At 68.7% G+C, this 16,592-nt stretch carries 19 protein-coding genes and 1 pseudogene; 9 read left to right on the plus strand and 11 right to left on the minus strand.

Going from position 1 to position 16,592, the window contains the following annotated elements; all coding sequences use genetic code 11:
* Positions 1–65: 65 nt before the first annotated feature.
* From BLT45_RS03585 to BLT45_RS03595, 3 genes are all read left to right on the plus strand, one after another.
* Positions 66–851, plus strand: coding sequence for a lytic transglycosylase domain-containing protein (locus BLT45_RS03585; RefSeq protein ID WP_093295282.1), 786 nt, complete (start codon positions 66–68; stop codon positions 849–851).
* A gap of 113 nt (positions 852–964) precedes the next feature.
* Positions 965–1,471, plus strand: coding sequence for a hypothetical protein (locus tag BLT45_RS03590; RefSeq protein ID WP_093295285.1), 507 nt, complete (start codon positions 965–967; stop codon positions 1,469–1,471).
* 73 nt (positions 1,472–1,544) lie between these two features.
* Positions 1,545–1,973, plus strand: a complete 429-nt coding sequence (locus BLT45_RS03595; protein ID WP_175455713.1) for a DUF4920 domain-containing protein — start codon at positions 1,545–1,547, stop codon at positions 1,971–1,973.
* Between the two features lie 8 nt (positions 1,974–1,981).
* Here BLT45_RS03595 and BLT45_RS03600 read toward each other — a convergent pair whose 3' ends face one another.
* Entirely contained in the window at positions 1,982–2,617 is a 636-nt protein-coding gene (locus BLT45_RS03600) for a Rossmann-fold NAD(P)-binding domain-containing protein (protein ID WP_093295290.1), read from the minus strand.
* A 169-nt stretch (positions 2,618–2,786) separates the two neighbouring features.
* Here BLT45_RS03600 and BLT45_RS03605 point away from each other — a divergent pair, with 169 nt between their 5' ends.
* From BLT45_RS03605 to BLT45_RS03630, 6 genes are all read left to right on the plus strand, one after another.
* A complete protein-coding gene (locus BLT45_RS03605; protein WP_093298438.1) occupies positions 2,787–3,182 on the plus strand; it encodes a hypothetical protein in 396 nt (131 codons plus the stop codon).
* 209 nt (positions 3,183–3,391) lie between these two features.
* A complete protein-coding gene (locus BLT45_RS03610) occupies positions 3,392–3,766 on the plus strand; it encodes an EF-hand domain-containing protein (protein WP_093295293.1) in 375 nt (124 codons plus the stop codon).
* Between the two features lie 134 nt (positions 3,767–3,900).
* Positions 3,901–4,218 carry an EF-hand domain-containing protein gene (locus tag BLT45_RS03615; RefSeq protein ID WP_093295296.1) on the plus strand — a complete coding sequence of 106 codons (318 nt, stop codon included), beginning with the start codon at positions 3,901–3,903 and terminating at the stop codon, positions 4,216–4,218.
* 24 nt (positions 4,219–4,242) lie between these two features.
* Complete coding sequence (locus tag BLT45_RS03620; RefSeq protein WP_093295299.1) at positions 4,243–4,560, plus strand: hypothetical protein; 318 nt, start codon at positions 4,243–4,245, stop codon at positions 4,558–4,560.
* 122 nt (positions 4,561–4,682) lie between these two features.
* Positions 4,683–5,405 carry an HAD family hydrolase gene (locus BLT45_RS03625; protein ID WP_093295302.1) on the plus strand — a complete coding sequence of 241 codons (723 nt, stop codon included), beginning with the start codon at positions 4,683–4,685 and terminating at the stop codon, positions 5,403–5,405.
* Between the two features lie 34 nt (positions 5,406–5,439).
* Positions 5,440–5,886, plus strand: a complete 447-nt coding sequence (locus tag BLT45_RS03630; protein ID WP_254771777.1) for a hypothetical protein — start codon at positions 5,440–5,442, stop codon at positions 5,884–5,886.
* A gap of 19 nt (positions 5,887–5,905) precedes the next feature.
* Here the strand turns inward: BLT45_RS03630 and BLT45_RS03635 are convergent, their stop codons facing one another.
* The 10 genes and pseudogenes from BLT45_RS03635 to BLT45_RS03680 all read right to left on the minus strand — a co-directional run bounded on the left by BLT45_RS03635 (position 5,906) and on the right by BLT45_RS03680 (position 16,424).
* Positions 5,906–7,030 carry a cupin domain-containing protein gene (locus BLT45_RS03635; RefSeq protein ID WP_093295305.1) on the minus strand — a complete coding sequence of 375 codons (1,125 nt, stop codon included), beginning with the start codon at positions 7,028–7,030 and terminating at the stop codon, positions 5,906–5,908.
* An 86-nt stretch (positions 7,031–7,116) separates the two neighbouring features.
* The gene (gene kduD / locus BLT45_RS03640; protein ID WP_093295310.1) at positions 7,117–7,875 is read right to left on the minus strand and encodes a 2-dehydro-3-deoxy-D-gluconate 5-dehydrogenase KduD; all 759 of its coding nucleotides are present in this window, start codon (positions 7,873–7,875) and stop codon (positions 7,117–7,119) included.
* 119 nt (positions 7,876–7,994) lie between these two features.
* Positions 7,995–8,843: a 5-dehydro-4-deoxy-D-glucuronate isomerase gene (kduI, locus tag BLT45_RS03645; RefSeq protein WP_093295313.1), complete on the minus strand. Its 849-nt coding sequence runs from the start codon at positions 8,841–8,843 to the stop codon at positions 7,995–7,997.
* 130 nt (positions 8,844–8,973) lie between these two features.
* A complete protein-coding gene (locus BLT45_RS03650) occupies positions 8,974–10,029 on the minus strand; it encodes a LacI family DNA-binding transcriptional regulator (RefSeq protein ID WP_093295316.1) in 1,056 nt (351 codons plus the stop codon).
* A gap of 50 nt (positions 10,030–10,079) precedes the next feature.
* A pseudogene (locus BLT45_RS03655) lies at positions 10,080–11,585 on the minus strand (family 43 glycosylhydrolase); the annotation flags it as partial.
* A gap of 92 nt (positions 11,586–11,677) precedes the next feature.
* On the minus strand, positions 11,678–12,814 hold the full coding sequence (gene pelA, locus BLT45_RS03660; RefSeq protein ID WP_093298448.1) for a pectate lyase: 1,137 nt from the start codon (positions 12,812–12,814) through the stop codon (positions 11,678–11,680).
* Positions 12,811–14,094 (minus strand): TRAP transporter large permease, encoded by a 1,284-nt coding sequence (locus tag BLT45_RS03665; RefSeq protein ID WP_093295319.1) that lies wholly within the window; start codon positions 14,092–14,094, stop codon positions 12,811–12,813. The genes pelA and BLT45_RS03665 overlap by 4 nt, the downstream gene beginning before the upstream one ends.
* A gap of 3 nt (positions 14,095–14,097) precedes the next feature.
* A complete protein-coding gene (locus tag BLT45_RS03670) occupies positions 14,098–14,613 on the minus strand; it encodes a TRAP transporter small permease (protein ID WP_093295322.1) in 516 nt (171 codons plus the stop codon).
* A 12-nt stretch (positions 14,614–14,625) separates the two neighbouring features.
* The gene (locus BLT45_RS03675) at positions 14,626–15,621 is read right to left on the minus strand and encodes a TRAP transporter substrate-binding protein (RefSeq protein ID WP_093295325.1); all 996 of its coding nucleotides are present in this window, start codon (positions 15,619–15,621) and stop codon (positions 14,626–14,628) included.
* The gene (locus BLT45_RS03680; protein WP_093298452.1) at positions 15,618–16,424 is read right to left on the minus strand and encodes a 2-keto-4-pentenoate hydratase; all 807 of its coding nucleotides are present in this window, start codon (positions 16,422–16,424) and stop codon (positions 15,618–15,620) included. Before BLT45_RS03680 ends, BLT45_RS03675 begins: the two co-directional genes overlap by 4 nt.
* Between the last annotated feature and the right edge of the window lie 168 nt (positions 16,425–16,592).

A 16,592-nucleotide genomic window follows, 5' to 3' on the forward strand; every position in this document is an offset into this window, starting at 1 on the left:
GCCGTCGGCGCCCGGCACGTGATTCAGGCTGTCTTACAGCGTCAGGGCCCTAAAATCCGCCGCCCATGCACCCCCTCCGACCCGCCGCCGGCCTCCTGCTGACGGTGCTGGCCTTGGCCAGCACCGACGCGGGCGCGCGCACGGTGTACCGGTGCGTCCAGGGCGGCACGGTCAGTCTGGCCACCGCGCCGGAGCCCGGCTCCAAGTGCACGGCCAAGGAGATAGACGACAACGCGGTCAGCACGCCGAACCTGTGGGGTTCGATGGGCGTGTTCAGCGGCACGCTCTACGAGCGCGAGCAGGACGGGCAGAAGGTGTACTCCACCCGCAAGCTGCCGGGGTCCACGCCCTACCTCAAGTTCACCGTGCAGACCCCGCCGGGCGAACCCGCGCATCCGGGCCTGGGCCGGGTCGGCAAGCCCCGCCTCGACCGCTATCCCTCGGAATTCAAGGCGGCCGCCCGCCAGACCGGCGTGGACGACGCCTGGCTGCGCGCCGTGGCGCACGCAGAAAGCGATTTCGACGCCAAGGCGGTATCGCCGAAAGGCGCCATGGGCGTGATGCAGCTGATGCCGGACGTGGCCAAGGAGTACGGGGTGGCGGACCCGTTCTCGTCCGCCGAATCGATCAACGCCGGCGCGCGCCACCTCGGCCTGCTGATGAAGCGCTACAAGGGCGACCTGACCCTGGTCGCTGCGGCCTACAACGCAGGGATCGGTACCGTGTCGCGCTACGGCGGGGTGCCGCCCTACGCGGAGACGCAGGAGTACGTGTCCAAGGTCACCGCCTTGTACGAGCTCTACCTGCGGGCCATGGGTCGCAAGCAGGCGCCGGAACGGCCCGCGCTCTGAACCGGTTTCCGCGGGGCGTTCAGCCTCGAGGCGGGTCCTTCACTCGGTGTGTGCGTACGTGCGCCTAGCGTAGCCCCATGGCCGGGGTCGCCCCACTCCCGGAGGAGACCGTCATGAAGCATCGTCGCGTATTCAGCGCTCCCTCGGTCCCGGTCGCCGAAGCGGCCATGCGGCGCGCCATCGGCGTCGGCATCGATCCGGACCACGCCGCCCTGGTGGGCCGCTCGGAAATCGAAGTCGAGCAGGTTCCCGACAGCGAGAAAGAGGCCGCCCCCACCGACTTCAAGCCGGCCGCGCTGCGCGGGCTTGTCGGGGGCGCCTTGCTGGGTCTGGTCCTGGGCGTGGCCGCCATGTTCGTCCCCGCCGTCGGCATCCATGCCGCGGGGGTGGCGGTGTGCGTGGTGATCGGTGCGTGTGTCGGCATGTGGGCGGCGTCTCTGGCGGGATCGGCGGTGCCCAGCGAGGTGCGCCGCGACTACAGCCAGCAGATCGAGGCGGGACACGTGCTGCTGGTGATCGATGATCCCGATGAGGATCGGCTCGAGCGGGCCTGCGCGGCGGTGCTGGAGACGGCCGGCGTCTACCGGTTGCAGGTCCTGCCGCACGGGCTGCTGCAGTAGGTCCGTGCCGGGCCGTATGATCGGCGATTCCCGCAACGAGGATTCGCTCATGCGTCATCGGACGATCGGAATCATGTTGGCCTTGTGCGCGGGCGGCGCATGGGCCGGCGATGCTGCCCAATGGGAGAAGTTCGGCGCCGAGGTGCCCGCCGGCCCGGTGGTGCCGCTCGCGCAGGCACTCGCCGACCCCGCGGCGCACCAGGGCCAATCGCGTGTCTTCAGCGGACGCGTCGTCGATGTCTGCCAGAAGAAGGGTTGCTGGGTGATGCTGGAGGACGCGGGGCACGGCGCGCGCGTGCTGCTCGGCGACCACGATTTCTACGTGCCCAAGGACGTGCGCGGTCCGGCCCAGGTCCACGGCGTGCTGTCCAAGGTGACGCTGTCGCCGTCGGCACGCGAACACACCGCGAAGGAAACGTCGCCGGGCGCCGAGGTGCCGACGATCGAATACCGCATCGTCGCCGACGGCGTGCAGGTGCAGGCGGACGATCCCGGCGCCTGAGCGCCGGTTCAACCGAGCAACTGCTCCGAAGGCACGACGTGCCGGCCGGGACGTGCGTCCAGGACCGCCTCCAGCAACGCCGCCGCGACGCGTTCCGGCGGCACCACCCGATAGCGGCGCGGCAGCACGGGGCCGAGCGCACCGAAGATCCGCTGCGCCCATCGCTCGCCCGCACGGTGTTGCGCGCGGTCGCCGCCGAGCAGTCCGGGCCGCAGCAGCGTGAGCGAATCGAATCCCAGGTTTGCCAGCGCCTGTTCCAGCTCGCCCTTGGTGCGCGAATAGAACACGCGTGACGCCGGGTCCGCGCCCAGAGCCGACACCAGCGCGAAGGCGCGTGCGCCATGGGCACGCGCGAGGCGTGCGACGGCCAGCGGATAGTCGTGGTCCACGCGATGGAAGGCGGCCCGCGATCCGGCATCGCGGATCGTCGTGCCCAGTGCGCAGGCCACGGCATCCACGTGCCACCCGTCGGCGTCGCCGGGCAGCGCATCGAAATCCACCACGGGGTTCACGAGTTTCGGGTGGGCGGGAAGCGGCCTGCGCGTGGGCGCGATCACGCGGGTCACGCGCGGCGACGCGAGCGCGAGGGTCAGGGTGATCTGGCCGATGAGGCCGGTGGCGCCTGCCAGCAGAAGACGGCTCATGCGGGGATTCCACGTGTCGGGAGCCGCATCATGCCAAGTCGGACGCATCCGCCACAGACGCTTCGGTTACGCTTCCGTGTCGGCCACGAACCCGGCGCCCGGAGCGCCACGCCATGCCTGTCGCCTCCGCCACCGCTCCTGCCCTCGAATGGACCCGGGAGCGCGCCCGATGAATCTCCCGCTCCACTACGGCGTGCTGGGTGCGGTCGAGGCCGGCCTGATCGCCTTCATCATCGGCCTGCTGAGCTTCCTGTTCTGGCATTGGCTCTGCGACCGCCAGCGATGGTCGATCGGGCATGCGGTGGGATGGGCGTGCGTGACGGCCGTGCTGATCGGTGCGGGCATCGATGCCTGGAACCTGTTCTACCTCGGTATCAGCCGCCTGGAATCGCCGTTGTATGCGCGGCTCGCCCTGCAAGGCATCCACGATGCCGAATCACTCGGCTCCCGCGTCGTGCTCGAGATCGCCGGCGCCCTGAGCGGCGTCGCCCTTGGTTGGCAATGGTTCAGCAAAAAATCGCACGACGAAACGTCGCCGAAAAGCGCCGAAAAAACGGACGCGTAACTTCATTCCTGTTCGACGTCACGCATTCCACGAAGTGATGACCGCGTCGTCACCGGTGCCTAACACCGTGCTAACCGATGCGATGTCGCGTGTGGTTAAGCGTGCGTGCACGTTCATATCAATGCGCATTTTCCGTTCACACGCGCCGCTGCAAGGTGGGGCCGTGCGCAATCGGACGCACTTCTAACGAAGACAGACGGAGCACTGACATGACGAAGAACACCCGCACCCCGCTGATCGCCCTGGCCGCCCTGAGCGCTGCGCTGGCCATGCCGCTGGCATTCGCGCAGGAGAAGACGGAGGACGCCGCCACGCAGCAGGCGCAGCAGACCGAACCCACCGCCGACCAGGCGACCGGCGCGGCCACGCAGAGCCCGACCCAGAGCACGCAGTCCGCGGCCGATGGCAAGCAGGGCTGGGCTGACGTCGACACCAACGGCGACGGCAACATCAGCAAGGAAGAAGCCGCGGCCAACCCGGGCCTGAGCCAGGTCTTCGACCAGGCCGACGCCAATACCGACGGTTCGCTGACCGCCGACGAGTACAAGGCGTTCGTCAGCAAGAACTACGGCGAACAGAAGTAAGCAACGCCGCATCACCGCGTGACGGCGCGCGACAGCGCGCTACACGCATCACCGGAAAAGGCGGCCGGCGTGCCGCCTTTTCCGCTTCATGGCCCCGCGTACCGCTGGTAGGCGGGGCGGCACAGGAGGTCCCCATGACGCAGACCACATTCCGCTCCACCGGCCTCGCGGTCGCACTCGCGATGATGGCGACCGCCGCGCTTGCGCCCGGTGCGTTGGCCCAGGATGCCTCGCGCGCCGACCAGGCGCCTTCGAACCCGCCGCACAGCGCGCCGGCACCGTCCGCGCCCAAGCCCTTCGCAGAACTCGATGCAAATGCGGATGGCGCCATCAGCAAGGACGAGGCCGCCATGGATCCGCCGCTCGCGCAGGCCTTCGGCACCCTCGACACCGATGCCGACGGCCGTCTGACGCCCGAGGAATACGCCGTCTATGCGCAGGGCCAGTCCTGATCCTTCCCCCTCTGGAGAACATCCATGAACACCCGTATCCACCGATTGCTCGACAAGCGGCTCCTGCTGCTCGGCACGGCCGTGCTCGGCGCAGGCCTGCTGACGGCCTGTGGTCCGAAGCCGGAAGACACCCCGGCCGCCGCGGCCCCTGAGCCGGTCGAGACCACGCCGCCGGCCGACGTTGCGCCGCCGGCCCCGACGCCGACCGATCCGGCGATGCCGACGGATCCGAACGCACCGCCGACCGATCCGAACCTGCCGCCGCCGGCCAACCCGAACGCGCCGGAAACCACGCCGCCGCCCGCCGACGGCAGCACGACGCAGCCTGCCAGCGGCGGCTGAGTCGGCGCGTCGGGCACCTGACGTCCGCAAAGGAATGGCCGCCTCCGGGCGGCCATTCCATTCGTGCTGCGCACGTGACTGCTATCCTGCGCGCCCCTCCAGCACGACGGCAGGCACTCGGCATGGCGCGTATCCAATGGGTCGGCTTCGATGGCGACGACACGCTCTGGAAGAGCGAGGACTACTACCGCCAGGCGGAAGCCGACTTCGAGGCGATCCTGGGCGCCTACGTCGACCTCAGCGACCCGCGCACCCATGGCCACCTGCTGGAGGTCGAACGCCGCAACCTGAGGATCTTCGGCTACGGCGTCAAGGGCATGACCCTGTCGATGCTGGAGACCGCGATCCAGCTGTCCGACGAACGCATCAGCGCGCGCGATCTGCATCGCGTGATCGAGATCGGGCGCGCCACGCTGCAGCATCCGGTCGAGTTGCTGCCGGGCATCCGCGAGGCGGTCGCGCAGATCGCGGCCGATCATGAAATCGTGCTGATCACCAAGGGCGACCTCTTCCACCAGGAAGCCAAGATCGCGCAGTCGGGCCTGGCGGATCTGTTCCATCGCATCGAAGTGGTCTCGGAGAAGGACGAGGCCACGTACGCGCGCGTGCTGCGCGAACTAGAGGTGGCGCCCGAAGCCTTCGCCATGGTCGGCAACTCGCTGCGATCGGACATCGAGCCGGTGCTCGGACTCGGCGGCTGGGGCATCCACATGCCCTACCACGTGACCTGGGCGCTGGAGGCCGAGCACGGTGTCGCGCACGATGCGCCACGCCTGCGGGTGGTGGAAGGCGCTGACCAATTGGCCGCCGCGCTCGCCGCGATCGAAGCCACGCCAGGCGCATGACGCACCTGCGGCGGCCCTGCGGCACAATGGCGGCGTGAAACGCGCGCTGCCCATCCTGATACTGCTGGCCTGCCTGGCCATCGTCGCGCCTGCCCGCGCGCAGGACGTGGCGGCCTACGCACCGGCGAGCGGCGATGCCGCCGTGGACCGGCACCTCACCGACATCAACGATTACGCCGCGCGCTATCCGGCCGCCTTCGCCGACGAGATGTCGCGCTACTACGCCGTGCCGCGCGCGTATGTCGAAGCGATGCAGCAGCAACCGGACTGGACCGCGGGCGATATCTTCATGGCCTGCGCGCTGGCGCAGATCGTCGGGCAGCCGTGCCGCGCGATCGTGCGCGAATGGTCGCGCGACCATGAGGGCGGATGGAAAGCGGTCGCCGGTCGCCTCCAGACCGAGCCCGGCAGCCCGCAATACCGTCGCCTGCGCAGTGCGCTGGAATCGACCTACCGTCGCTGGGGCCGGCCGCAGCCGTAACCCGGCATGCGCGCTGGCGTTACTGCGGCTTCTTCGCGTACATGATCAGCAGCACGAGATCTTCGTCGCCGTCCTGGCGGATCGCGTGGGTGCTGTCCGGGCGGGTCAGCATCGCATCGCCCGCCTGCACGGGCTGTACCGTGCCGTCGAGCTCGTACACCCCACGTCCGCTGAGCACGTAGTAGATCTCGTCCTTGTGATGCTGGTGCAGGCCGATGCCCGCGCCCTTGTGCAGCACGCGCTTGCGGAACTCGAAACCCAGCGCGGGCGCATCGCGGAAGAACGGATACGCCGTGGTGGCGCCGGCGCCACCGTGCGGTCCGGGCTGCGGCGTAGCGATGTCGCGGTCGTGCACGACGAGCGACGGATTCGGCTGCGCCTTGCGGTCGGCGAGCGCGGTGGCAGGCGCACCGCAATCGGTGTCGCGGGTAACGTGGCTGGCGAGCGACGGATCGATCTGCTTCCATCCCGCGACCACCAGGCACGCCACCATGACGGCGCCGCGCTGCTGGAAGTGGGTGTCGTCCTGCTGGTCCTGTGCCGGCACGTGCATGAAGTAGGCCTTGCTGGCCTCGTCGCCGGCGGCGCGCAGCCAGTCCATGCTCAGGGCGGTCAGGTCGATCAGGCCGAGTTGCTCGCGCTGCGCCAAGTCGCGCACGGCCTGTGCGTACAGTCCGTGCGTATCGAGCAGCTGCCCGCGGTCGAATTTACGCCGCGCCACCGGCGTCACCAGGATCGGGGTGGCACCCTTCTCGCGCGCGAGCGCCACGTAGCGCATCAGCCACTCGGGAAACGCGCGCTGCGGCTCGTTGTAGCGGGTGGGGTCCTCGATCTTCTCGTCGTTGTGGCCGAACTGGATCAGCAGTACGTCGCCCTTGCGGATGTCCTTGGCCATGCCGTCGAACCAGCCTTCGGCGATGAAGCTGCGCGAACTGCGGCCGCTCTGCGCATGGTTGCGGACGACATAGGCATCCTCGGCCAGGAAGCCCTGCAACTGCTGGCCCCAGCCCTCGCGCGGTGCGCGTTCCGGGCCGTAGGGGCTGGCCGTGGAATCGCCGGCGATGAAGACCTGCCGGGGCGGTGCGGCATGCGCGAAAGCGGGCAGGGCGGCCAGCAGGACGAGCGAGGCGAAAGCACGGACCATGGCGACACCGTATCGGAAGGCGAAAACGACACGGGCCGCGTCGGAGAGGGGCGCGGCCCGTGTCGCTGCAGCAAGGGGAAAGAAACTCAGCGTGCCAGCCAGCCACCATCGACGGGGATGATGGCGCCGTTGACGTAGTCCGACGCACGCGACGCCAGGAACACCGCCGTACCGCCCAGGTCGGAAGGCTCGCCCCAACGGGCGGCGGGGATGCGGTCGAGAATCGCCTTGTTGCGATCGGCGTCGGCGCGCAGCTGCGCGGTGTTGTCGGTAGCCATGTAGCCGGGCGCGATGGCGTTGATGTTCACGCCCTTGGCGCCCCACTCGTTGGCGAGCAGGCGGGTGATGCCGGCGATGCCCGACTTGCTGGCCGTGTACGACGGCACGCGGATGCCGCCCTGGAACGACAGCATCGAGGCGATGTTGATGATCTTGCCGCTGCCTTGCGCGATGAAGTGGCGGCCCGCGGCCTGCGACATGAAGAACGCGGACTTGATGTTGACGTTCATGACGTCGTCCCAGTCCTTCTCGCTGAAATCCACGGCGTCGGCGCGACGGATCAGGCCGGCGTTGTTGACCAGGATGTCCAGCCCGCCCAGACCCACGACGGTTTCCTTCACCAGACGCTCGACGGGATCGATGCTGATCAGGTTCGCTTCCAGGTTGAGGAAGCGGCGCCCGAGCGCGCGCACCTTCTCGCTGGTTTCCGCGGCTTCGACGATGCCCGCCGCGGCGATGTCGGCGCCGGCTTCGGCCAGCGCCAGCGCGATGCCCTGGCCCAGGCCGGTATTGGCGCCGGTCACCAGGGCGACCTTGCCTTCGAGACTGAAAGGATTGCTTGCCATCGGGTGCCCCTCGGTATGTGCTGCTGCAGGTGGTGTAGAGCGGAGCTTGCTCCGCTGCTCTTGATTGCGCGTTCTCATGAAACGCCCAGCCGAGCAAGCTCGGCTCTACATGACGTCGGTTACTTCAGCTGGCAGATGTCCAGCACGTGCATGTCGGTGTAGTCCAGGTTCTCGCCGCCCATCGCCCAGATGAAGGCGTAGTTGCTGGTGCCCGAACCCATGTGGATCGACCACGGCGGCGAGACCACGGCTTCGTCGTTCTGCACGACGATGTGGCGCTGCGCTTCCGGTTCGCCCATGAAGTGGTAGACGCGGTCGTTGTCGGCCAGGTCGAAGTAGAAATAGACCTCGCTGCGGCGGTCGTGCAGATGCGGCGGCATGGTGTTCCACACACTGCCGGTCTTCAGCACGGTCAGACCGAGCAGCAGCTGCGACGACTGGCACGTGGCCGGCACGATGAACTGGTAGATCGTGCGCTCGTTGCTGGTCTCCAGCGCGCCACGCTCCAGCGCCACCGCATCCTTGATCGACAGTTGCTTGGTCTCGAAGCGCGCGTGCGCCGGCGTCGAGGTGAGGTAGAACTTGGCCGGGTTGGCCGCGTCGTCGGACTCGAACGCCACGTCGGCGCTGCCCATCGCCACGTACAGGCCGTCCTTCGGGCCGAGCGCGTACGTGGTGCCGTCGACGGTGATCTTGCCCGTGCCGCCGCCGACGTTGATCACGCCCAGTTCGCGACGCTCCAGGAAGGGCTTGCCGGCGGCCGAAGCGGGTTCGGTCTGCCGCGGCAGGTCGACCTTCTTCGACACCGGCGCGGCACCGCCGATCACGAAGCGCTCGTTGTGCGAGTAGTTCAGCTGCACCGTGTCGGCGACGAACAGGTCGCCGATCAGGTAGCGGTCGCGCAGCTGGTCGTTGCTCGCGCCGTCCATCATGTCCGGGTGGGTGGCGTGGTAGGTCTTGCAGAACATGGGCGGGGCTCCGTCGGTGCGGACGCGCCTTGGGGCAGCGTCGGTAAGAGGTGTGGGGCGGATTCTACGGACTTTGGTAACCGGTGTCATTTTGCGGTGCGGCACTGCGGCCGAGGCCGCACGGGGCGGCTTACTCCGGCGGCTGCGAGGAGTCGCGGATGATCAGGTGCGGGCGGATGCTGGCCGCCGCCAGCACCGGGGTGCCTTCCGGCTGGATCAGCATGGCGGCGGCGGTGCGGCCGGTATCGCGGGTGTTGCGGCGGACCGAGGTCAGCGAGGGCCACAGACGGGAGGCCAGCGGACTGTCGTCGAATCCGACCACCGACAGCTGGCGCGGGATGCTGATCCCGGCGCGCATCGCCACCTTGTAGACGCCGGCGGCCATCTCGTCGTTGCCGGTGAAGATCGCGGTGGGGCGGTTCTTGCCGGACAGCAGCTTCTCGGCCGCGACCACGCCGGATTCGAAGGTGTATCCGGCTTCGATGATGCGCGACTTCGGCAGTTCCAGGCCGCGCTTGGCGAGCGCCTGCACGAAACCGTCCGTACGCTCGATCGAGGAACGGTAGGCGCTGGGGCCGGTGATCAGCGCGATGTCGGTGTGGCCGAGCGAGAGCAGGTACTCGGCCGCTTCGGCCGCGCCGTCGCGGTCGTGCGTGACCACCATGCGCGAGGGTTCGTCCATCGAGACCGAGGCGATCCGGGAATACCGGCAGCCGATCTCGGCGAGCATGTCCGCCAGCGCCTGGTCTTCCGAGGCACGCGGCACCAGCATCACACCGTGCAGCTTCTGCTGCTGCACGAAACGGCGCACGCCGTCGATGTAGCCGGGGCTGCGGCTGTCGCAGGGATGCACGACCAGCTCGAAGCCGGAGTCGCGAAGCGCATCCAGTGCACCGTACTGCATGTTCACGATGTACTGGGCGGTCGGGTTGTCGTAGACCATGCCGATCAGGAACGAGCGGCGGAACGCAAGGCCGCGCGCCATCGGGTCCGGCACGTAGCCCACGTCCCGCATCAGCGCCTCGACCTTCTCCCGCGTGTCCTTACGGACCAGCGGCGAGTGGTTGATGATCCGCGAAACCGTTTTCTTGGAGACACCGGAGAGCCGCGCGATGTCGTTGATGGTCGCGGCCTTGCCACCGGTGGGCAGGGCGGCGGGGCTTTCGGGCTTCTTGCGCGCGGGCATGGGGCGATGCGGGTCCGTTCGTCGGTCGAGGGGATTCTAGCGGCTGGGGGTCAGTCCAGCGCGCGGTAGCGGAAATTACGGAAGTGCACCTTCCCCTGGCCAGCCGCATACAGGGACGGCTTCAGGGCCAGGAAGCCCCCGGCGACGTTGTGGTGGTAGCCGGACACCTCCATCTGCACGGGGTACTTGGTCCAGGTCTTCCCGTCCGCGCTGGTATGGATCGTGACGATATGGCGGTTGTGGGTGACCCGCAGCCAGAGCCTGCCGCCCTTCGTGCTGGGGGCCAGCTTCCCGGGGCGTTCCAGGCCATAACGGTGCATCACGAACTGCTCGCCGTTGCTGCCCACGCCCGCATAGAGGCGGTCGTTGTAGAACAGCACCGCGCCGCCCTGCGCGCCGGGTTCGACCTCCATCTCGACCTCGAACTGGTAGGCGAGATCGCCGGCAATGACGCCAAGAGGCGAGCTGTCGCGCGGCGAGGTCCCCTTGCCCTGCAACGTCATCACGCCGTCGCCGAACGTGAGTCGACGGGCTTCATCGGGCGCCGGATCGTAGAAGGCCCACTGCGGGCCCAGCCGGCCGCCGCGAAAGTCGTCGGACAGGGCCATGCCGTGGGGCGAAAGGGCCTTGCCCGCGGGTTTGCGCAGCGGGCGGCTCAGATCACCGCCCTGGGCGACGAACCAGCCATCGTCCGTCCACGCGATCGGATCGAGCAATGCCTGCCGGCCGAGCGTCCAGAACTCGTGCTCGTAGCCGTGGTAGATCATCCACCATTGCCCTGCGGCGTCCTCCACCAGCGTGGCGTGCCCGCGCGACCACCAGTACTGGTCGCGCGAAGTCGTGCGCACCACCGGATTGTTCGGCGCGTTCTCCCAAGGCCCGTGGATCGAGCGCGACCGGGCGACGATCACCATGTGACCGGTGGGCGGTCCGGCGGTGCCGCCCACGGCGGTGATCATGTAGTACCAGCCGTCGCGGAAGGTGATCTTCGGCCCTTCCTGCGCGTAACCCTCCACGTCCCACGATTCGGGATACCGCCAGCCGCCGTAGACGTGCTTCACCTCGCCCACGGTGCTCAGGCCGTCGTCGGCCAACTGCACGTAGTCGCCGGCGCTGAGGAACAGGTAGCGCTTACCGTCTTCGCCGACCGCATGGCCGGGGTCGATGTGGCCGGGCAGGCCGATGTCGATCGGCTCGCTCCACGGTCCGCGGATGTCGTCGGCCCACACCACGAAGTTGCTGCGGCGGGGCGATTCGGTGCCGCCGACGCGGGCCGGGAAGTAGATGTAGTAGCGGCCCTGGTGCTTGACCAGGTCCGGTGCCCAGATCGAGCCGACGTTCCGGGTGATGGCATGACCGACCGGCTGCCAGTTGATCAGGTCGCGCGAGTGCCAGATCGGCAGCCCGGGATACGCCGTGAACGAGGACAGCGTGAGGTAGTAGTCGTCGCCGTCCTTCAGCACCGACGGATCAGGACGGTCGCCCGCCAACACCGGATTCAGGAAAGTGCCGTCGCCGAGGTCGGCCTGGCGCTGGTGCTCGATGCCGCGTTTCCATGCGGGCGGCGTATCCCCCGCCTGCGCGACGAAAGCGAGGCAGCAGAGCAGGGCGGTGGCGATGAAGCGGGTCGACAGCATGCGGAGCGTCCTCAAGGCGAAGCGGGGTGCGACGCCTTCCATTGCGGGTATTCCTTCGACAGCAGCCGCTTCGGCCAGCTGCCGTACCACTCGTAACCGGTACGACGCTCGCGCGGGATATCCTCGTAGCGCGCGACGCGTTGGCTGTCGCGCGTGGCGAGTACCACGCTGTTGTCCTTCGTGTCGTAGAAGCGCGCCCACAGCCCGGTCGCGGCCGGGTCGGCGACCAGGCGACGGTCCTTGGCGCTGCTGTGGTACTGGAACTGCTCCGTCGGCGCGTCGAATGTCTCGATGCGCTGGCCGGTGATCTCGACGTGGCGTAGCCAGGCCACCGCACCGTCCACGGCCTTCACGACCTCGGGCGAGGGATCGGGAATCGACATCAGGTAGCGCACGACACCGACGGTTTCCTGCCCGGTGATCGAGGGCAATTCGAACTTGCGGCCCTGCGCGGGCGCCAGTGTTCGCGCATCGTACTGGCCGGCCCAGCCCGCGAGCGTGTTGCCCTGGCGCACCTGCAGGCGCAGCAGGCAGGCATCGCCGGCTTCGACGGCCGCCTGCACGCGTGCGCGCAGCGCCGCGTCGACGAAGGCGTAGCGCCGGGTATCGGTGAGCACCTTGCGCAGCGTGCCGAGCACGCCGGCGGTGACGTCGTCCGCGATGGTGATGTGCGGGTGGTAGGACTGCGTGGCCGGCACCGTATGCGGCCATCCGCCGCACGCCGGGATCTGCTGGGCCAGGGTGAACGCCAGGCCCTTCAGACTGCCATTGCGGTACCGCGCATCGCCGGTGATCGCGTATGCCGTGGCCAGGTAGTCCACCTGCGTGTAGATGTTGCGGTTGTCGAAGCTGCCGCCGGACTTGCGGGCTTCGGCATCGAAACGCGCTTTCTCAGGCTCGTCGAGGATCCGCGCGGGATCCTGGTTCTCGATCCAGCCGCCGTCGGTCCGTTGGTAGCGCAGGATGTTGTCGGCGATCAGCGCGACCTGGTCCGGCGCATACCGCGGATAGGCATCGCCATGCACGTTGCGCCAGTGGTGGATGGCGTCCTCGAACCCGGCGAGCGAGGGCGTAGCGGTCGACGCCGCCATGGCCGCCGACAGCGGCGCCCACAGCAACGCGACGACCAAAGCGCGCGCGCAGATCATCCCCTCAGCGCCCGCGGCAGCCACAGCGACAGCTCGGGGAAGAACGCCACGATCAGCAGCACCGCCAGCGCCGCCAGCCAGAACGGCCAGATGGTGCGCATGCTTTGCGCCACGGTGATCTTGCCGATGGACGTACCGATGAACAGCACCGAGCCTACGGGCGGCGTGACCAGGCCGATGCCGCCGGCCAGCACCATCACCAGGCCGAAGTGGATCGGGTCGATGCCGTAGGCCTTCACCACAGGCAGGAAGATCGGCGTGCAGATCAGGATCTTCGGCGCGAGGTCCATGAACATGCCCAGCACGAGCAGGATCACCACGATCATCAGCAGCACGGTGCGTTGGCTGTCGGCGATCGACTGCAGGAAGTCCACCGCCGCGGCCGGCACCTGCAGGTAGGCCAGCAGCCAGCCGAACACGGCGGCAGTGGCGATGACGAACAGGATCACGCCCGTCGTGCGCGCGGCATGCACCACCGCGCCGCGGAACTCGGCCCAACGCAACTGGCGATACAGCAGTGCGGTGACCAGCAGCGCGTAGACCACGGCGATGGCCGCCGATTCCACCGCGGTGAAGATGCCGGCGCGGATGCCGACGAAGATCAGCGTGACCAGGCCCAGGCCGGGCAGCGCGCCGACCAGCCGCATCGCTACCGCACGCCAGCCCGGGAAGGGTTCGGTTCCGTAGCCGCGATGGCGCGCCACCACGTAGCCGGTGATCATCATCGCCACCGTCATCAGCAGCGCCGGCACGATGCCTGCGGCGAAGAGATCGGCGATCGAGATGCCGCCGCCGGCCGCCGCCGAGAACAGGATCAGGTTGTGCGACGGCGGCACGAGCAGCGCGACCAGCGCGGCGGTCATGCAGACGTTCACGGCGTAGTCCACGTCGTAACCGCGCTTGACCATCTGCGGAATCATCGTGCCGCCGACGGCCGACACGTCGGCCAGCGCCGAGCCCGACACGCCGCCGAAGAACAGCGACGACAGCACGCTGACCTGCCCCAGGCCGCCGCGCATGCGACCGACCAGCGACGACGCCAGCGCGATCAGCCGTTCGGAGATACCGCCCCGCAGCATCAGTTCGCCGGCGAAGATGAAGAGCGGGATCGCGATCAGCGAGACCGAGCCGGAGCCCGCGGAGATCTGCTGCACGAGCACGATCGAGGGCACATCGAGATAGAGCAGGGTGGCCAGGGCGGCCACCGCGAGCGCGAATGCGACGGGAACACCCAACAGCAGCAACAGGACGAAGGCGCCCAGCAGGATGGCGATGGCCACGGATCAGACTCCTTCTTCGCGGGCGGGCTGCGTCGCCTGCCACGCCTTGTTCAGTGCGAACACGCAGATCAGCACGCCACTGATCGAGAGCGGCAGGTAGTTGATGCTCTGCGGCATCGACGCACCGGCGATCTTGATGTTCAGGCCATCGAGCAGCAGCACGGCAGCCCAGCCGGCGATCATCGCGCCCACGGCCGCGATCAGCAGCGGACGCGCCACGGCCAGCGCACGGCGCGCGAGCGGCGGCAGGCTCTCGGCGAGCAGGTGGAAGCTGAAGTGGCGGTTGGTGTGCACGCCGGTGGCGGCGCCCAGGCTCATCGCCGTGCTCAGCAACAGCAGCGTGACGGGCTCGGTCCAGCTGGGCGAGTCGTTGAGCACATAGCGGGTGAATACCTGCCAGCCCTGCACGACCACCAGCCCGATCAGGGCGGTGGCGGCGATGGCGATGGCGGCGTCGGCCAGGCGGTCCAGCGTGCGCTGCACGGGGCCGGCCGGAAGGGTAGCGGCGGTCTCGGTCATGGGCGTGCCTCGTCAGGCCAGATCGCGGATGCGACGGTAAAGGGCTTCGATCTCGGGCTGCTGGTGGTAGGCGTCCAGCAGCGGCTGCGCGGCCTTGCGGAAGGCCGCGATATCCACGTCGTTGGTCTGGATGCCGTGTTCCAGCACCGCCTTGCGCGCGGCGTCCTCCGAGGCGTCCCACTTCGCCCGCATCACCGGCACCGACTCGCGCGCCAGGCGCACCAGCAAGGCACGATCCGAGGGCTGCAGCGATTCGAAGCTCTTGCGCGACATCACCAGCACGTCGGGCGCATAGGAATGCCGCGTCTCCGACCAGTACTTCGCCGCCTCGAAATGGCGGCTGGAATGGAAGCTGCGCATGTTGTTCTCGGCGCCGTCGATCATGTGCGTTTCCATGGCGGAGAACGTTTCGCCCAGCGACATCGGCGTGGGGTTCGCGCCGAGCAGGCGGATCAGGCGGATGAAGATGTCCGATGCCGCCACGCGCACCTTCATGCCGTGCAGGTCGGCGGGCACCCGGATGGGATGCTTGTTGTTGTAGAAGCAGCGTGCGCCGGAATCGTAGATCGCCAGGCCCACCAGGTCGCGCGCGACGAAGCTGTCGAGCACCGCCTGGCCGACCTCGCCATCGATGACCCGGCGCAGGTGCGCAACCGAATCGAACACGTACGGCAGGCACAGCGCCTGGGTCAACGGCAGCGCGTTGTTGAGCGCGCCGGAGAACACCCGGGTGATGTCGATCACGCCGAAGCGCGCCATGTCGATGGCTTCGGCCTCGCGGCCCAGCTGGCCGGAATGGTATTGCCGCAGCGACAGGCGGCCGCCGGTCTCGCGCGCCATCGCATCGCCGATCCAGCGGACGGCCTCGACGGTGGGATAGTCCTTCACGTGCACGTCGGACGCGGTCAGCACGCGACGGCCCGCATCCGCATGGGCGAGCGAGCCCGCCAGCGGCGCAGCGACCGCGGCGCCCAGGCCGGCGCCGAGGAAACGACGACGGTTCATCATGCGCGCCAGTCTCCCTCGTCCAGGGCCGTGGCGGCCACGGCACGGCACGCGATGCTGCCATGACCGTCGAAGTCGATGCGCGCCACCTGGCCCGGCAGGATGTCGTGGATGCCGGTGGCATTGCCCGTGGCGATGAAATCGCCTGCCTGCAGCGGACGCCCGCGACGCGCCGAACGCGACAGCGCGAAGGCGAAGGCCGCGCGCAGGCCGCCCGGCAACGTGGTGGCGCCGCCCTGGCCGACGCGCTCGCCGTCGATCCAGGTGCTGCAGGTCAGCGAAGCGTCGGTGCGCGCCGCCCAGTCGGGGATTTCCGCGCCCATCACCAGGCCGTTGTTGTTGCCGAAATCGGACACGACCACGCGCGGCCCCAGCTGGTTGATGGTGGCCAAGGGGCTGCTGGCGACTTCCATGCCGATGAAGAGCGTGGACGGGACGGCGGCCGCCTCTTCGGGCGTCCAGTCGGTCTTCCCGGCCGGCGCGTCGGCGTCCAGGCGCAGGACGTACTCGGCCTCGACGGCGCCGAAGCCCCCGGCGAACACGTGGAAGTCATCTTGACCACCGGTGGTCATCCGGAAGGCGCGGGCGAAGATCGGGCCAAGCAGGCGCTCGTCCCCGGAGGCGTCGCGGCGCTCGGGCGCGATGTAGCCGACCTTCCAGCCCACCACGCGGTCCGGCCATTGGGCGATGGCGAAGTCCTGCACCCGGTACGCGGTCGCCAGGTCGGCGGGAATCTCGCCGGGAAAGGCGGGAAGCGCACGGCCCTGGCGGCGCGCGGCGACGAAGCTGTCCGCGATGGTCGCCAGATCCGGGGCCTGCGCACGCTCGCGGGCCAGGGCGCTGCTGTCATTGCTCAAGAGGGTTCTCCCCGCTCTGTTTGTTGCACTGCCGAGTGACAGCGCCGCTGTGGCCTGTATATGGTAAACCGGTGTCATTGACAATGTGCACTGCCGCAAAAACCGACCCGATGCCAC

The sequence above is a fragment of the Pseudoxanthomonas sp. CF385 genome, from assembly GCF_900104255.1.
Lineage (GTDB): Bacteria > Pseudomonadota > Gammaproteobacteria > Xanthomonadales > Xanthomonadaceae > Pseudoxanthomonas_A.